The organism is Streptococcus ruminicola, assembly GCF_011387195.1.
Classification (GTDB): Bacteria; Bacillota; Bacilli; order Lactobacillales; family Streptococcaceae; genus Streptococcus; species Streptococcus ruminicola.
On the sequence record NZ_CP046919.1, the window covers coordinates 929,559 to 943,508 of the forward strand.

The window sequence follows — 13,950 nt, forward strand, 5'->3', positions numbered from 1 at the left end:
ATGGCAAACGTAAAACTATTTGACCAAACTGGTAAAGAAGTTAGCTCAGTTGAATTGAACGACGCTATCTTCGGTATCGAACCAAACGAATCAGTAGTGTTTGATGTTGTTATCAGCCAACGCGCTAGCCTTCGCCAAGGTACTCACGCAGTTAAAAACCGCTCAGCAGTATCTGGTGGTGGTCGTAAACCATGGCGTCAAAAAGGAACTGGACGCGCTCGTCAAGGTTCTATCCGCTCACCACAATGGCGTGGTGGTGGTGTAGTCTTCGGACCAACTCCACGTTCATACGGATACAAACTTCCACAAAAAGTTCGTCGCCTTGCATTGAAATCAGTTTACTCAGCTAAAGTTGCTGAAGAAAAATTTGTAGCTGTAGAAAGCCTTTCATTTGCAGCTCCAAAAACTGCTGAATTCGCAAACGTACTTTCAGCTCTTAACGTTGACTCAAAAGTACTTGTAATCCTTGAAGAAGGTAATGAATTTGCAGCACTTTCTGCACGTAACCTTCCAAACGTTAAAGTTGCAACTGCAACAACTGCAAGTGTTCTTGATATCGTAAACAGCGACAAACTTCTTGTTACTAAAGAAGCAATCTCTACAATCGAGGAGGTTCTTGCATAATGAATTTGTACGACGTAATCAAAAAACCAGTTATCACTGAAAAATCAATGTACGACCTCGAAGCAGGTAAATATACATTTGAAGTTGACTCTCGTGCGCACAAACTTTTGATCAAACAAGCTGTTGAAGCTGCTTTTGATGGAGTTAAAGTTGCAAACGTGAACACTGTAACAGTTAAACCAAAAGCTAAACGTGTTGGTCGTTACACTGGTTTCACTTCAAAAACTAAAAAAGCTATCATCACTCTTACAGCTGATTCTAAAGCAATCGAGTTGTTTGCAGCTGAAGCTGAATAATCTAAGGAGGAAATAACGTGGGTATTAAAGCTTATAAACCAACGACAAATGGTCGTCGTAATATGACTTCTTTGGATTTTGCTGAAATCACTACAAGCACTCCTGAGAAATCATTGCTTGTTTCACTTAAAAACAAAGCTGGTCGTAACAACAACGGTCGCATCACTGTTCGTCACCAAGGTGGCGGTCACAAACGTCACTACCGTTTGATCGACTTCAAACGTAACAAAGATGGCGTTGAAGCAGTTGTTAAAACTATCGAGTACGATCCAAACCGTACAGCAAACATTGCTCTTGTACACTACACTGATGGTGTGAAAGCTTACATCCTTGCACCTAAAGGTCTTGAAGTTGGTCAACGTATCGTTTCAGGTCCAGATGCAGATATCAAAGTTGGTAACGCACTTCCACTTGCTAACATCCCTGTTGGTACAGTTATTCACAACATCGAACTTCAACCAGGTAAAGGTGCTGAATTGATCCGTGCTGCTGGTGCATCTGCACAAGTTCTTGGTCAAGAAGGTAAATACGTTCTTGTTCGTCTTCAATCAGGCGAAGTTCGTATGATTCTTGGAACTTGCCGTGCTACAATCGGTACAGTTGGTAACGAACAACAAGTCCTTGTTAACCTTGGTAAAGCTGGTCGTAGCCGTTGGATGGGTATCCGTCCTACAGTTCGTGGTTCTGTAATGAACCCTAATGATCACCCACACGGTGGTGGTGAAGGTAAAGCACCAGTTGGACGTAAAGCGCCATCTACTCCTTGGGGTAAACCTGCGCTTGGTCTTAAAACTCGTAACAAAAAAGCTCAATCAGACAAACTTATTATTCGTCGTCGTAACGACAAATAATTTATTAGTCGCTTAGCTTATTAATCATCCGCCAGCTCGGTAGTGTGCATTTATGCACACAGGCCGCTGTGGTACTATAATTTAAAGGAGAAAACTACAAAATGGGACGTAGTCTTAAAAAAGGACCTTTCGTCGATGAGCATTTGATGAAAAAAGTTGAAGCTCAAGCAAACGACGAAAAGAAAAAAGTAATTAAAACTTGGTCACGTCGTTCAACGATTTTCCCAAGTTTCATCGGATATACAATCGCAGTTTATGATGGACGTAAACACGTACCAGTTTACATTCAAGAAGACATGGTAGGTCACAAACTTGGTGAATTCGCACCAACTCGTACTTACAAAGGTCACGCTGCTGACGATAAGAAAACACGTTAATAAGAGGAGGACACAATGGCAGAAATTACTTCAGCTAAAGCAATGGCTCGTACAGTCCGTGTTTCACCTCGTAAAACACGTCTTGTACTTGATCTTATCCGTGGTAAGAACGTTGCTGACGCAATCGCAATCTTGAAATTCACTCCAAACAAAGCAGCTCGTGTAGTTGAGAAAGTTCTTAACTCTGCTATCGCTAACGCAGAAAACAACTTTGGTTTGGAAAAAGCTAACTTGGTAGTATCTGAAACTTTCGCAAACGAAGGACCAACAATGAAACGTTTCCGTCCACGTGCTAAAGGTTCAGCTTCACCAATCAACAAACGCACAACTCACGTAACAGTAGTTGTGTCAGAAAAATAAGGAGGTAAAATCGTGGGTCAAAAAGTACATCCAATTGGTATGCGTGTCGGAATCATCCGTGATTGGGATGCGAAATGGTATGCTGAAAAAGAATACGCGGATTACCTTCATGAAGATCTTGCAATCCGCAAATTCATCCAAACAGAATTGGCAGACGCTTCAGTTTCACGTATTGAAATTGAACGTGCTGTAAACAAAGTAATTGTTTCACTTCACACTGCTAAACCAGGTATGGTTATCGGTAAAGGTGGAGCTAACGTTGACGCTCTTCGCGTTAAACTTAACAAATTGACAGGAAAACAAGTTCACATCAACATCGTTGAAATCAAACAACCTGATTTGGACGCTCACCTTGTTGGTGAAAACATTGCACGTCAACTTGAACAACGTGTTGCTTTCCGTCGTGCTCAAAAACAAGCTATCCAACGTACAATGCGTGCAGGTGCTAAAGGTATTAAAACTCAAGTATCTGGTCGTTTGAACGGTGCTGATATCGCTCGTGCTGAAGGTTACTCAGAAGGAACTGTTCCACTTCACACACTTCGTGCTGATATCGACTACGCTTGGGAAGAAGCTGACACTACTTACGGTAAACTAGGTGTTAAAGTTTGGATCTACCGTGGTGAAGTTCTTCCAGCTCGTAAAAACACTAAAGGAGGCAAATAACAAATGTTAGTACCTAAACGTGTTAAACACCGTCGCGAATTCCGTGGAAAAATGCGCGGTGAAGCTAAAGGTGGTAAAGAAGTCGCATTCGGTGAATACGGTCTTCAAGCTACTACTAGCCACTGGATCACAAACCGTCAAATCGAAGCTGCCCGTATCGCTATGACTCGTTACATGAAACGTGGTGGTAAAGTTTGGATTAAAATCTTCCCACACAAATCATACACTGCTAAAGCTATCGGTGTACGTATGGGTTCTGGTAAAGGGGCACCTGAAGGTTGGGTAGCACCAGTTAAACGTGGTAAAGTTATGTTCGAAATTGCTGGTGTACCTGAAGAAGTTGCACGTGAAGCACTTCGTCTTGCTAGCCACAAATTGCCAGTTAAGACTAAATTCGTGAAACGTGAAGCAGAATAAGGAGAAATCATGAAACTTCAAGAAATTAAAGATTTTGTTAAAGAGCTTCGTGGTCTTTCTCAAGAAGAACTTGCTAAGAAAGAAAACGAACTTAAGAAAGAACTTTTCGATCTTCGTTTCCAAGCTGCAGCAGGTCAACTTGATCAAACTGCTCGTTTGAACGAAGTTAAAAAACAAATTGCACGTGTTAAAACAGTGCAATCTGAAAAGAAATAATAGATTGGGAAAGGAGAAATTCTAATAATGGAACGTAATCAACGTAAAACCCTTGTTGGACGCGTAGTATCTGACAAAATGGATAAAACAATCACTGTTGTAGTTGAAACTAAACGTAACCACCCAGTCTATGGTAAACGTATCAACTATTCTAAAAAATACAAAGCACATGATGAAAACAACGTTGCTAAAGAAGGCGATATCGTTCGTATCATGGAAACTCGTCCACTTTCAGCTACAAAACGCTTCCGTCTTGTAGAAGTTGTGGAAGAAGCTGTTATTATCTAATCAAACTAAAAGGAGAAATTTGAAATGATTCAACAAGAAACTCGCTTGAAAGTTGCTGATAATAGCGGTGCTCGTGAGATCTTGACTATCAAAGTTCTTGGTGGTTCAGGACGTAAATTCGCTAACATCGGTGACGTAATCGTTGCTTCTGTAAAACAAGCTACTCCTGGTGGAGCTGTTAAAAAAGGTGATGTCGTAAAAGCTGTTGTAGTTCGTACTAAAACAGGTGCTCGCCGTCCAGACGGTTCATACATCAAATTTGACGACAACGCTGCAGTAATCATCCGTGACGATAAAACTCCTCGCGGAACTCGTATCTTCGGCCCTGTTGCACGTGAATTGCGTGAAGGTGGCTTCATGAAGATCGTATCACTTGCACCAGAAGTACTTTAATAAGAACACAAACTAAGTCCCCTGCTTTTTGCAGGGTGCCCATTAGGGCGTAAGAAATAATAGGAGAAAAACCAAATGTTTGTAAAAAAAGGCGATAAAGTTCGCGTTATTGCTGGTAAGGACAAAGGCGTTGAAGCTGTAGTTCTTAAAGCCCTTCCTAAAGTCAACAAAGTTGTCGTTGAAGGTGTTGCTATTGTTAAAAAACATCAAAAACCAAACAACGTAAACCCTCAAGGTGCTATCGTGGAAAAAGAAGCACCAATCCATGTGTCTAACGTTCAAGTTCTTGACAAAAATGGTGTTGCAGGACGTGTTGGTTACAAAGTTGTAGACGGCAAAAAAGTTCGTTACAACAAAAAATCAGGCGAAGTGCTTGATTAATCACGAAGGAAAGGAGAAAGTATAAGTAATGGTAAATCGTTTAAAAGAAAAATACACTAACGAAGTAGTTCCTGCTTTGACTGAAAAATTCAACTACACTTCAGTTATGGCTGTCCCAAAAGTTGAGAAAATCGTTCTTAACATGGGTGTTGGTGATGCTGTAAATAATGCTAAAAACCTTGAAAAAGCTGCTGCTGAATTGGCACTTATCTCAGGTCAAAAACCATTGATTACTAAAGCTAAGAAATCAATCGCTGGCTTCCGTCTTCGTGAAGGTGTAGCGATCGGTGCAAAAGTTACCCTTCGTGGTGAACGTATGTACGAATTCTTAGATAAATTGGTAACTGTTTCACTTCCACGTGTTCGTGACTTCCACGGTGTTCCAACAAAATCATTTGATGGACGTGGTAACTACACACTTGGTGTGAAAGAACAATTGATCTTCCCAGAAATCAACTTTGATGATGTTGATAAAGTACGTGGTCTTGATATCGTTATCGTAACTACTGCTAACACTGACGAAGAAGGTCGTGAATTGCTTAAAGGCCTTGGAATGCCTTTTGCAAAATAATTTAGGAGGTAAATCAATTGGCTAAAAAATCTATGATTGCTAAGAATCATCGCCCTGCGAAATTCTCTACGCAAGCTTACACTCGTTGCGAACGTTGTGGCCGTCCACACTCAGTTTACCGCAAATTCAAACTTTGCCGTGTTTGCTTCCGTGAGTTAGCTTACAAAGGACAAATCCCAGGCGTTACCAAAGCTTCTTGGTAAGTCGATGATATAATATTCCTGACTGAACAAGCCATATAGAAGAATTTATCTTCTGTTTGGCAAAGTTCATGATGGGTTCAAGAGTTATTCTTGAAAACAAGCCGTAAGGCACATTAACTAGCAAGTGAACTATTCAAACTACTAGTAAGAGGAGAATATATAATGGTTATGACTGACCCAATTGCAGACTTTTTGACACGCATTCGTAACGCTAACCAAGCAAAACACGAAGTGCTTGAAGTACCTGCATCAAACATTAAAAAAGGTATTGCTGAAATCCTTAAACGCGAAGGTTTCGTGAAAAACGTTGAAGTTATCGAAGATGACAAACAAGGTATCATCCGCGTATTCCTTAAATACGGACAAAACGGTGAACGTGTTATCACTAACTTGAAACGTATCTCTAAACCAGGTCTTCGTGTTTACGCAAAACGTGAAGATGTTCCTAAAGTTCTTAACGGACTTGGAATTGCAATCATTTCTACATCAGAAGGTCTTTTGACTGACAAAGAAGCTCGTCAAAAGAACGTTGGTGGAGAAGTTATTGCTTACGTTTGGTAAGATAAAAAACTTATTTCAATTTTCATTGAGAAAAGTTTCTTACTAAAATTAATGGACTATCAGTACAGTTAATCTGTATGAATAGTTGCCCCGTGAAAACTCGTCGCTTTATGCGGCCTGACAATCTAACAGGAGAAAATAAAAACTATGTCACGTATTGGTAATAAAGTTATCAACTTGCCTGCTGGTGTTGAAGTTACTAACAACAACAATGTAGTAACTGTTAAAGGACCTAAAGGCGAACTCACTCGTGAGTTTGATAAAAACATTGAAATCAAAGTTGAAGGCACTGAAGTTTCACTTCACCGTCCAAACGACTCAAAAGAAATGAAAACAATCCATGGTACAGCTCGTGCTAACTTGAACAACATGGTACTTGGCGTTTCTGAAGGTTTCAAAAAAGAACTTGAAATGCGCGGGGTTGGTTACCGTGCTCAACTTCAAGGTTCAAAACTTGTACTTTCTGTAGGTAAATCTCACCAAGACGAAGTAGAAGCTCCAGAAGGAATTTCATTTGAAGTACCATCTGCAACTTCAATCATCGTTAACGGTATCAGCAAAGAAGTTGTTGGTCAAACAGCTGCTTACATCCGTAGCCTTCGTGCTCCAGAACCTTACAAAGGTAAAGGTATCCGTTACGTTGGTGAATACGTACGTCGTAAAGAAGGTAAAACAGGTAAATAATAGCTTATGGGAGATTTTGCGAGAGTTATTCTCGCAGAACTCATATGCTAACATTTATACAACAATGTCGTTTTGACATTAATCAATTAATTAAGAGGTGAAAATTGTGATTTCGAAACCAGATAAAAACAAAATCCGCCAAAAACGCCACCGTCGCGTTCGCGGTAAACTCTCTGGAACTGCTGATCGCCCACGTTTGAACGTTTTCCGTTCTAATACAGGCATCTACGCTCAAGTTATTGATGACGTAGCGGGTGTAACGCTCGCAAGTGCATCAACTCTTGATAAAGAAGTTTCTAAAGGAACTAAAACAGAACAAGCCGTTGTTGTCGGTAAACTTGTTGCTGAACGCGCAGTAGCTAAAGGTATTTCTGAAGTGGTGTTTGACCGCGGTGGATATCTCTATCACGGACGTGTTAAAGCTTTGGCTGACTCAGCTCGTGAAAACGGATTGAAATTCTAATAGGGAGGACACTAAATAATGGCATTTAAAGATAATGCAGTTGAACTTGAAGAACGCGTTGTTGCGATCAACCGTGTTACAAAAGTTGTTAAAGGTGGACGTCGTCTTCGCTTTGCTGCTCTTGTAGTTGTTGGTGACCGTAATGGTCGTGTAGGTTTCGGTACTGGTAAAGCTCAAGAAGTACCAGAAGCTATTCGTAAAGCTGTTGAAGACGCTAAGAAAAACTTGATCGAAGTACCTATGGTTGGTACAACAATTCCTCACGAAGTTCGTTCAGAATTCGGTGGAGCTAAAGTATTGTTGAAACCTGCTGTAGAAGGTGCTGGGGTTGCCGCTGGTGGTGCTGTTCGTGCCGTCATCGAATTGGCTGGTGTTGCAGATGTTACATCTAAATCACTTGGCTCAAACACTCCAATCAACATTGTTCGCGCAACTGTTGAAGGTTTGAAACAACTTAAACGTGCAGAAGAAGTTGCTGCTCTTCGCGGTATTTCAGTTTCTGACTTAGCTTAAGAAAGGGGATAATAATGGCTCAAATTAAAATTACTTTGACTAAGTCTCCAATCGGACGCATTCCTGCACAACGTAAAACAGTTGCTGCTCTTGGACTTGGTAAATTACATAGCTCAGTTGTCAAAGAAGACACTCCAGCTATCCGTGGAATGGTTACTTCAGTTTCACACTTGGTAACTGTTGAAGATGTTAAATAATTAACATTAAATAAATTTTAGGTTTAAGTCGCAAGGGGTACTCTTGCGACTTAAACTAGATATTAGTATAGGCGAGTTTCTATGGGGAGTCCTTTCCCCTCATAGAGGCGCTAGCATTTTACAAAAAAGGAGAAATTAATAATGAAACTTCATGAACTTAAACCTGCTGAAGGTTCTCGTAAAGTACGTAACCGTGTAGGTCGTGGTACATCATCTGGTAACGGTAAAACTGCAGGACGCGGTCAAAAAGGTCAAAAAGCTCGTAGCGGTGGTAAAGTACGTCTTGGTTTTGAAGGTGGACAAACTCCATTGTTCCGTCGTATGCCAAAACGTGGTTTCTTGAACGTTAACGCTAAAGAATACGCTCTTGTAAACCTTGACCAACTTAACGTTTTCGAAGATGGTACAGAAGTAACTCCAGTTGTTCTTAAAGAAGCTGGAATCATTCGTGCTGAAAAATCAGGCGTTAAAGTTCTTGGTAACGGCGAATTGACTAAAAAATTGACTGTTAAAGCAGCTAAATTCTCAAAATCTGCTGAAGCAGCTATCACTGCAAAAGGTGGTTCAATCGAAGTCATCTAATTAAGGAGGACTCGGTATGTTCTTTAAATTACTTAAAGATGCACTTAAGGTAAAAAATGTTAGAAATAAAATTTTCTTTACACTTTTTATCATCTTTGTTTTCCGTGTTGGAACACATATTACTGTGCCAGGTATCAACGCTAAGAGTCTCGATCAATTAGGTGAACTTCCCTTTCTAAACATGTTGAACCTTGTCTCTGGTAATGCTATGAGCAACTTCTCTGTATTCTCAATGGGTGTTAGCCCGTATATCACAGCATCTATCATTGTTCAACTGTTACAAATGGATATTTTGCCTAAGTTTGTTGAGTGGAGTAAACAAGGTGAAGTTGGTCGTCGTAAGTTAAATCAAGCGACTCGCTACATTTCGCTTGTCTTAGCCTTCATTCAATCGATTGGGATTACAGCAGGATTTAATACTTTATCAAGTATCTCATTGGTTTCTACACCAAATGTGAAAACTTATATCCTGATTGGTGCCTTGCTCACAACAGGTAGTATGATTGTGACATGGCTTGGTGAACAAATCACCGACAAAGGTTTCGGAAATGGTGTTTCAATGATTATCTTTGCGGGTATCATTTCATCAATTCCAAATGCTATTTCAACAATCTACGAAGATTTCTTTGTTAACGTTCGTTCAAGTGATTTAATATCTTCATACATCTTTGTAGCTTTGTTAATCGTAGCAGTATTGGCAATTGTGTTCTTTACAACCTTTGTCCAACAAGCAGAATACAAAATTCCAATCCAATATACAAAACTTGTTCAAGGTGCACCAACAAGTTCTTATCTTCCTTTAAAAATTAATCCGGCTGGCGTCATTCCCGTTATCTTTGCCAGCTCGATTACAACGATTCCAAGTACGATTATTCCGTTGATTTCAAATGGACATGATATTCCTTGGCTTACAACTCTAGAATCATTCTTGAATTACCAAACACCGATCGGAATGGTAATTTACGCAGTACTAATTATTTTATTCTCATTCTTCTATACTTTTGTACAAGTTAATCCTGAAAAAACTGCAGAAAACTTGCAAAAGGGTGCGTCATATATTCCTAGTGTTCGACCTGGACGCGAAACAGAAGAATATTTGTCTTCATTATTGAAGAAATTAGCTACTGTCGGATCAATTTTCTTGGCGTTTATTTCATTAACACCAATTATTGCTCAACAAGCAATGAATCTATCTAGTAGTATTGCCCTTGGAGGAACAAGTCTTCTAATCTTGATTTCAACAGGCATTGAAGGAATGAAACAACTTGAAGGTTATCTCTTGAAGAGACAGTATGTTGGTTTCATGAATACAGCAGAATAGAATATAGGTTGACCTAGTCAACCTTTCTATTTTGTTTTTGAATAAGTTTAGCACTTCGGTGTTAAATTTATTTAAAAATAAAATAAGGAGAGTATCATGAATCTTTTAATCATGGGTTTACCAGGTGCTGGTAAAGGAACTCAAGCTGCGAAAATCGTTGAAAAATTTGGCGTAGCTCACATTTCAACTGGAGACATGTTCCGTGCTGCAATGGCAAACAAAACTGAAATGGGTGTTCTTGCTAAATCATTCATCGATAAAGGTGAACTTGTACCTGACGAAGTAACTAACGGTATTGTTAAAGAACGTTTGGAACAAGCTGATATCGCTGAAAAAGGTTTCTTGCTTGATGGTTACCCACGTACTATTGAACAAGCACACGCTTTGGACGAAACACTTAAAAACTTGGATCTTAAATTAGACGGTGTTATCAACATCGACGTTAATCCAGAAAGCTTGATTGAACGTTTATCAGGTCGTTTCATCTGCCGTTCTTGTGGAGCAACTTATCACAAAGTATTCAATCCAACAAAAGTTGAAGGAACTTGTGATGCATGTGAAGGACACGAATTCTATCAACGTGAAGATGACAAACCTGAAACTGTAAAACGTCGTCTAGATGTTAACATTGCTCAAGGTGCACCAATCATCGAACACTATCGTAAATCTGGTATTGTTTTTGATGTTCAAGGTAACCAAGACATTGATGATGTATTTGCTGACATTGCAAAAGCAATCTCATCATTAAAATAATTTAAGAGTTTCTACTTGCACAAGTAGAAGAGTCGTGATATAATAGGCTAGTCTGGCTTATAATTGTTACCTCTGCACTCAGAGGACATCAAATCGAAATTTAGGGGGTACTTTTGCGTGGCAAAAGAAGATGTGATTGAAATTGAAGGTAAAGTTGTTGAGACGATGCCTAACGCTATGTTTACTGTTGAATTAGAAAATGGACACCAAATCTTGGCAACTGTATCAGGAAAAATCCGTAAAAACTACATTCGTATTTTGGTAGGTGACCGTGTTACTGTTGAAATGAGTCCTTACGATTTAACACGTGGACGTATCACATACCGCTTTAAATAATCGAAATAATTGGAGGGATTAAAAAATGAAGGTAAGACCATCAGTCAAACCAATTTGCGAATACTGTAAAGTTATTCGTCGTAACGGTCGTGTTATGGTAATTTGTCCATCAAATCCAAAACACAAACAACGTCAAGGATAATATAGAAAGGAGAAAAAATGGCTCGTATTGCTGGAGTTGATATTCCAAATGAAAAACGTGTAGTAATTTCACTTACTTATGTATATGGTATCGGTCTTGCAACTTCTAAGAAAATCTTAGCAGCTGCTGGTGTTTCTGAAGACATCCGTGTTAAAGATTTGACATCAGATCAAGAAGATGCTATCCGTCGTGAAGTTGATGCAATCAAAGTTGAAGGTGACCTTCGTCGTGAAGTGAACATGAACATCAAACGCTTGATGGAAATTGGTTCATACCGTGGTATCCGTCACCGTCGTGGACTTCCTGTCCGTGGTCAAAACACTAAAAATAACGCTCGCACTCGTAAAGGTAAAGCTGTTGCGATTGCTGGTAAGAAAAAATAAAATAGGAGGTAAAAAAATTGGCTAAACCAACACGTAAACGTCGTGTGAAAAAGAACATCGAATCTGGTGTTGCTCATATTCACGCTACATTCAATAACACTATTGTTATGATTACAGATGTGCACGGTAATGCAATTGCTTGGTCATCAGCTGGTGCTCTTGGATTCAAAGGTTCTCGTAAATCTACTCCATTCGCTGCACAAATGGCTGCTGAAGCTGCTGCTAAATCTGCACAAGAACATGGTCTTAAAACTGTTGAAGTTACTGTAAAAGGTCCTGGTTCAGGTCGTGAGTCTGCTATTCGTGCTCTTGCTGCTGCTGGTCTTGAAGTGACTTCAATCCGTGACGTTACTCCTGTGCCACACAATGGTGCTCGTCCTCCAAAACGTCGTCGTGTGTAATCATAATTGTTAATAGTACACAAGATTCGTTTCGAGGGAGTATAATAAATGATTGAGTTTGAAAAACCAATAATAACAAAAATTGATGAAAATAAAGATTACGGCAGATTTGTTATCGAACCACTTGAACGTGGATACGGTACAACTCTAGGTAATTCTCTTCGTCGTGTACTCTTGTCTTCACTCCCAGGTGCGGCAGTAACATCAATTAAAATTGATGGAGTACTCCACGAATTTGACACTATTCCAGGTGTACGCGAAGATGTTATGCAAATCATCCTTAATATTAAAGGACTTGCAGTAAAATCTTATGTTGATGATGAAAAAATTATCGAACTTGACGTTGAAGGTCCAGCAGAAGTTACTGCCGGGGATATTTTAACTGATAGTGATGTTGAAATCGTCAACCCAGACCACTATCTCTTTACAATCGCTGAAGGACACAGTTTGAAAGCAACAATGACTGTTGCTAAAAAACGTGGTTACGTTCCAGCCGAAGGTAATAAAAAAGAAGATGCTCCAGTGGGAACATTGGCTGTAGACTCTATCTACACACCAGTGAAAAAAGTTAATTATCAAGTTGAACCTGCTCGTGTAGGTAGCAATGACGGCTTTGATAAATTAACAATCGAAATCATGACAAATGGCACAATCATTCCTGAAGATGCTTTAGGTCTATCAGCACGCGTTTTGATTGAACACTTGAATCTGTTTACTGACCTTACAGAAGTGGCTAAAAACACTGACGTAATGAAAGAAACTGAAAAAGTTAACGATGAAAAAGTGCTTGACCGTACTATCGAAGAACTTGATTTGTCAGTCCGCTCATATAACTGTCTTAAACGTGCAGGTATCAACACTGTATTTGATTTGACAGAAAAAACTGAGCCTGAAATGATGAAAGTCCGTAACCTTGGTCGTAAGAGCCTTGAAGAAGTCAAAGTTAAACTTGCTGATCTTGGACTCGGACTCAAAAACGATAAATAATATAGGAGGATAAAATGGCTTACCGTAAACTAGGACGCACTAGCTCACAACGTAAAGCAATGCTTCGTGATTTGACAACAGATCTTTTGATTAACGAATCTATTGTAACAACTGAAGCTCGTGCTAAAGAAATCCGTAAAACAGTTGAAAAAATGATTACTTTAGGTAAACGTGGTGACCTTCATGCACGTCGTCAAGCTGCTGCTTTCGTACGTAATGAAATTGCATCTGAAAACTTTGATGAAGCTACTGAAAAATACTCTTCACAAACAGCTCTTCAAAAACTTTTCGATGAAATCGCACCTCGCTATGCAGAACGCAACGGTGGATACACTCGTATTCTTAAAACTGAACCTCGCCGTGGTGACGCTGCTCCAATGGCAATCATTGAATTAGTATAATTTTTATCAATTTTGTTGAGTGTTATGATGATGGAACCTTTTGGTTCTTAGTCTAGCTCTGGTCTACCGCTGGGGATTTTTCCCCAGCGGGAACACTCATCATATTGGTGATTGAGTAACGCTTGTTTACGAAATGTCTCTAGATTAGAAACACTTCGTAAGCAGGCGTTTTTCTATTTAAAAACTGCAACTACCTTCAATTTATGGATAATAGAACCCAATACCATATACTACTCAGCAATAATTTAATGCAATCGAAATAAGAATCTTTTGCATAGACTTTATAATAGCGAGTTTATACCTAAAAATGCCCCCTTTATACGGGAAAGGTAGATTTTTATCAAGGATGTATCAAATAGCTCTTAAAAAGCTCCTGAGACGCTCTGAGGGCGGTTTGGATGAATTTCGCTGTTGGGGGAGTAAAAATCCAAGCGAGAAGCCTGTAGAGACCTTATTTGGTATTTTATGGAGAATAATCGAAGTGTCATCTTTTTAACTGGGAAGGAAATTCTAACGAGCATCGATTTCTTTATTTTGAAAAAAATTGTCGACTAACTAAGCTGTTATTATCAGAAAAAAATAT

The 13,950-nt window shown here is 39.4% G+C and carries 27 protein-coding genes; all 27 read left to right on the top strand.

Features of this window, described 5'->3' with window-relative positions; genetic code table 11:
* The 27 genes from rplD to rplQ all read left to right on the top strand — a co-directional run bounded on the left by rplD (position 1) and on the right by rplQ (position 13,367).
* Positions 1–624 (top strand): 50S ribosomal protein L4, encoded by a 624-nt coding sequence (gene rplD, locus GPZ88_RS04770; protein WP_003067225.1) that lies wholly within the window; start codon positions 1–3, stop codon positions 622–624.
* On the top strand, positions 624–920 hold the full coding sequence (locus GPZ88_RS04775; protein WP_003062842.1) for a 50S ribosomal protein L23: 297 nt from the start codon (positions 624–626) through the stop codon (positions 918–920). The genes rplD and GPZ88_RS04775 overlap by 1 nt, the downstream gene beginning before the upstream one ends.
* A 17-nt stretch (positions 921–937) precedes the next feature.
* Positions 938–1,771, top strand: a complete 834-nt coding sequence (gene rplB, locus GPZ88_RS04780) for a 50S ribosomal protein L2 (protein WP_021141407.1) — start codon at positions 938–940, stop codon at positions 1,769–1,771.
* 101 nt (positions 1,772–1,872) lie between these two features.
* Positions 1,873–2,148 (top strand): 30S ribosomal protein S19, encoded by a 276-nt coding sequence (rpsS, locus tag GPZ88_RS04785; RefSeq protein ID WP_020916215.1) that lies wholly within the window; start codon positions 1,873–1,875, stop codon positions 2,146–2,148.
* Positions 2,149–2,163: 15 nt separating this feature from the next.
* Positions 2,164–2,508, top strand: a complete 345-nt coding sequence (rplV, locus tag GPZ88_RS04790) for a 50S ribosomal protein L22 (RefSeq protein WP_003062848.1) — start codon at positions 2,164–2,166, stop codon at positions 2,506–2,508.
* 12 nt (positions 2,509–2,520) lie between these two features.
* Positions 2,521–3,174, top strand: a complete 654-nt coding sequence (rpsC, locus tag GPZ88_RS04795) for a 30S ribosomal protein S3 (protein ID WP_021141408.1) — start codon at positions 2,521–2,523, stop codon at positions 3,172–3,174.
* Positions 3,175–3,177: 3 nt separating this feature from the next.
* Positions 3,178–3,591, top strand: a complete 414-nt coding sequence (rplP, locus tag GPZ88_RS04800; protein ID WP_003029477.1) for a 50S ribosomal protein L16 — start codon at positions 3,178–3,180, stop codon at positions 3,589–3,591.
* Between the two features lie 9 nt (positions 3,592–3,600).
* On the top strand, positions 3,601–3,807 hold the full coding sequence (gene rpmC / locus GPZ88_RS04805) for a 50S ribosomal protein L29 (protein WP_003062854.1): 207 nt from the start codon (positions 3,601–3,603) through the stop codon (positions 3,805–3,807).
* Positions 3,808–3,834: 27 nt separating this feature from the next.
* Complete coding sequence (gene rpsQ, locus GPZ88_RS04810) at positions 3,835–4,095, top strand: 30S ribosomal protein S17 (RefSeq protein ID WP_002885836.1); 261 nt, start codon at positions 3,835–3,837, stop codon at positions 4,093–4,095.
* A gap of 24 nt (positions 4,096–4,119) precedes the next feature.
* On the top strand, positions 4,120–4,488 hold the full coding sequence (gene rplN, locus GPZ88_RS04815) for a 50S ribosomal protein L14 (protein WP_020916217.1): 369 nt from the start codon (positions 4,120–4,122) through the stop codon (positions 4,486–4,488).
* 75 nt (positions 4,489–4,563) lie between these two features.
* Positions 4,564–4,869, top strand: a complete 306-nt coding sequence (gene rplX / locus GPZ88_RS04820; RefSeq protein ID WP_003067218.1) for a 50S ribosomal protein L24 — start codon at positions 4,564–4,566, stop codon at positions 4,867–4,869.
* A 28-nt stretch (positions 4,870–4,897) separates the two neighbouring features.
* On the top strand, positions 4,898–5,440 hold the full coding sequence (rplE, locus tag GPZ88_RS04825) for a 50S ribosomal protein L5 (protein ID WP_021141409.1): 543 nt from the start codon (positions 4,898–4,900) through the stop codon (positions 5,438–5,440).
* A gap of 17 nt (positions 5,441–5,457) precedes the next feature.
* Positions 5,458–5,643 carry a type Z 30S ribosomal protein S14 gene (locus GPZ88_RS04830; protein WP_003062863.1) on the top strand — a complete coding sequence of 62 codons (186 nt, stop codon included), beginning with the start codon at positions 5,458–5,460 and terminating at the stop codon, positions 5,641–5,643.
* A gap of 162 nt (positions 5,644–5,805) precedes the next feature.
* Positions 5,806–6,204: a 30S ribosomal protein S8 gene (rpsH, locus tag GPZ88_RS04835; protein WP_006531328.1), complete on the top strand. Its 399-nt coding sequence runs from the start codon at positions 5,806–5,808 to the stop codon at positions 6,202–6,204.
* Positions 6,205–6,351: 147 nt separating this feature from the next.
* Complete coding sequence (gene rplF, locus GPZ88_RS04840; protein ID WP_024344768.1) at positions 6,352–6,888, top strand: 50S ribosomal protein L6; 537 nt, start codon at positions 6,352–6,354, stop codon at positions 6,886–6,888.
* Positions 6,889–6,994: 106 nt separating this feature from the next.
* Entirely contained in the window at positions 6,995–7,351 is a 357-nt protein-coding gene (gene rplR, locus GPZ88_RS04845; RefSeq protein ID WP_003001342.1) for a 50S ribosomal protein L18, read from the top strand.
* 18 nt (positions 7,352–7,369) lie between these two features.
* Positions 7,370–7,864 (top strand): 30S ribosomal protein S5, encoded by a 495-nt coding sequence (gene rpsE / locus GPZ88_RS04850; protein ID WP_003067208.1) that lies wholly within the window; start codon positions 7,370–7,372, stop codon positions 7,862–7,864.
* Positions 7,865–7,878: 14 nt separating this feature from the next.
* Entirely contained in the window at positions 7,879–8,061 is a 183-nt protein-coding gene (rpmD, locus tag GPZ88_RS04855; RefSeq protein ID WP_006531331.1) for a 50S ribosomal protein L30, read from the top strand.
* 141 nt (positions 8,062–8,202) lie between these two features.
* Positions 8,203–8,643, top strand: a complete 441-nt coding sequence (rplO, locus tag GPZ88_RS04860) for a 50S ribosomal protein L15 (protein ID WP_003062876.1) — start codon at positions 8,203–8,205, stop codon at positions 8,641–8,643.
* 16 nt (positions 8,644–8,659) lie between these two features.
* Complete coding sequence (gene secY / locus GPZ88_RS04865) at positions 8,660–9,964, top strand: preprotein translocase subunit SecY (protein ID WP_158914675.1); 1,305 nt, start codon at positions 8,660–8,662, stop codon at positions 9,962–9,964.
* A gap of 96 nt (positions 9,965–10,060) precedes the next feature.
* Complete coding sequence (locus tag GPZ88_RS04870; RefSeq protein WP_158914677.1) at positions 10,061–10,717, top strand: adenylate kinase; 657 nt, start codon at positions 10,061–10,063, stop codon at positions 10,715–10,717.
* Between the two features lie 117 nt (positions 10,718–10,834).
* Entirely contained in the window at positions 10,835–11,053 is a 219-nt protein-coding gene (gene infA / locus GPZ88_RS04875) for a translation initiation factor IF-1 (protein WP_001040189.1), read from the top strand.
* Positions 11,054–11,078: 25 nt separating this feature from the next.
* On the top strand, positions 11,079–11,195 hold the full coding sequence (gene rpmJ / locus GPZ88_RS04880; RefSeq protein WP_002959355.1) for a 50S ribosomal protein L36: 117 nt from the start codon (positions 11,079–11,081) through the stop codon (positions 11,193–11,195).
* A 17-nt stretch (positions 11,196–11,212) separates the two neighbouring features.
* Positions 11,213–11,578, top strand: coding sequence for a 30S ribosomal protein S13 (rpsM, locus tag GPZ88_RS04885; RefSeq protein WP_003067196.1), 366 nt, complete (start codon positions 11,213–11,215; stop codon positions 11,576–11,578).
* A gap of 17 nt (positions 11,579–11,595) precedes the next feature.
* Positions 11,596–11,979 (top strand): 30S ribosomal protein S11, encoded by a 384-nt coding sequence (gene rpsK, locus GPZ88_RS04890; protein ID WP_003062885.1) that lies wholly within the window; start codon positions 11,596–11,598, stop codon positions 11,977–11,979.
* 48 nt (positions 11,980–12,027) lie between these two features.
* On the top strand, positions 12,028–12,966 hold the full coding sequence (locus tag GPZ88_RS04895; protein ID WP_009853219.1) for a DNA-directed RNA polymerase subunit alpha: 939 nt from the start codon (positions 12,028–12,030) through the stop codon (positions 12,964–12,966).
* 14 nt (positions 12,967–12,980) lie between these two features.
* On the top strand, positions 12,981–13,367 hold the full coding sequence (rplQ, locus tag GPZ88_RS04900; RefSeq protein WP_003067190.1) for a 50S ribosomal protein L17: 387 nt from the start codon (positions 12,981–12,983) through the stop codon (positions 13,365–13,367).
* Positions 13,368–13,950 lie beyond the last annotated feature (583 nt).

What these genes read in the sequence shown, in the direction of transcription:
- rplD (WP_003067225.1), top strand. Translation starts at nt 1, where the DNA reads ATGGCAAACGTAAAACTATTTGACCAAACTGGTAAAGAAGTTAGCTCA.
- GPZ88_RS04775 (WP_003062842.1), top strand. Translation starts at nt 624, where the DNA reads ATGAATTTGTACGACGTAATCAAAAAACCAGTTATCACTGAAAAATCA.
- rpsS (WP_020916215.1), top strand. Translation starts at nt 1,873, where the DNA reads ATGGGACGTAGTCTTAAAAAAGGACCTTTCGTCGATGAGCATTTGATG.
- rplV (WP_003062848.1), top strand. Translation starts at nt 2,164, where the DNA reads ATGGCAGAAATTACTTCAGCTAAAGCAATGGCTCGTACAGTCCGTGTT.
- rplP (WP_003029477.1), top strand. Translation starts at nt 3,178, where the DNA reads ATGTTAGTACCTAAACGTGTTAAACACCGTCGCGAATTCCGTGGAAAA.
- rpmC (WP_003062854.1), top strand. Translation starts at nt 3,601, where the DNA reads ATGAAACTTCAAGAAATTAAAGATTTTGTTAAAGAGCTTCGTGGTCTT.
- rpsQ (WP_002885836.1), top strand. Translation starts at nt 3,835, where the DNA reads ATGGAACGTAATCAACGTAAAACCCTTGTTGGACGCGTAGTATCTGAC.
- rplN (WP_020916217.1), top strand. Translation starts at nt 4,120, where the DNA reads ATGATTCAACAAGAAACTCGCTTGAAAGTTGCTGATAATAGCGGTGCT.
- rplX (WP_003067218.1), top strand. Translation starts at nt 4,564, where the DNA reads ATGTTTGTAAAAAAAGGCGATAAAGTTCGCGTTATTGCTGGTAAGGAC.
- rplE (WP_021141409.1), top strand. Translation starts at nt 4,898, where the DNA reads ATGGTAAATCGTTTAAAAGAAAAATACACTAACGAAGTAGTTCCTGCT.
- rpsH (WP_006531328.1), top strand. Translation starts at nt 5,806, where the DNA reads ATGGTTATGACTGACCCAATTGCAGACTTTTTGACACGCATTCGTAAC.
- rplF (WP_024344768.1), top strand. Translation starts at nt 6,352, where the DNA reads ATGTCACGTATTGGTAATAAAGTTATCAACTTGCCTGCTGGTGTTGAA.
- rpsE (WP_003067208.1), top strand. Translation starts at nt 7,370, where the DNA reads ATGGCATTTAAAGATAATGCAGTTGAACTTGAAGAACGCGTTGTTGCG.
- rpmD (WP_006531331.1), top strand. Translation starts at nt 7,879, where the DNA reads ATGGCTCAAATTAAAATTACTTTGACTAAGTCTCCAATCGGACGCATT.
- rplO (WP_003062876.1), top strand. Translation starts at nt 8,203, where the DNA reads ATGAAACTTCATGAACTTAAACCTGCTGAAGGTTCTCGTAAAGTACGT.
- secY (WP_158914675.1), top strand. Translation starts at nt 8,660, where the DNA reads ATGTTCTTTAAATTACTTAAAGATGCACTTAAGGTAAAAAATGTTAGA.
- GPZ88_RS04870 (WP_158914677.1), top strand. Translation starts at nt 10,061, where the DNA reads ATGAATCTTTTAATCATGGGTTTACCAGGTGCTGGTAAAGGAACTCAA.
- rpmJ (WP_002959355.1), top strand. Translation starts at nt 11,079, where the DNA reads ATGAAGGTAAGACCATCAGTCAAACCAATTTGCGAATACTGTAAAGTT.
- rpsM (WP_003067196.1), top strand. Translation starts at nt 11,213, where the DNA reads ATGGCTCGTATTGCTGGAGTTGATATTCCAAATGAAAAACGTGTAGTA.
- GPZ88_RS04895 (WP_009853219.1), top strand. Translation starts at nt 12,028, where the DNA reads ATGATTGAGTTTGAAAAACCAATAATAACAAAAATTGATGAAAATAAA.
- rplQ (WP_003067190.1), top strand. Translation starts at nt 12,981, where the DNA reads ATGGCTTACCGTAAACTAGGACGCACTAGCTCACAACGTAAAGCAATG.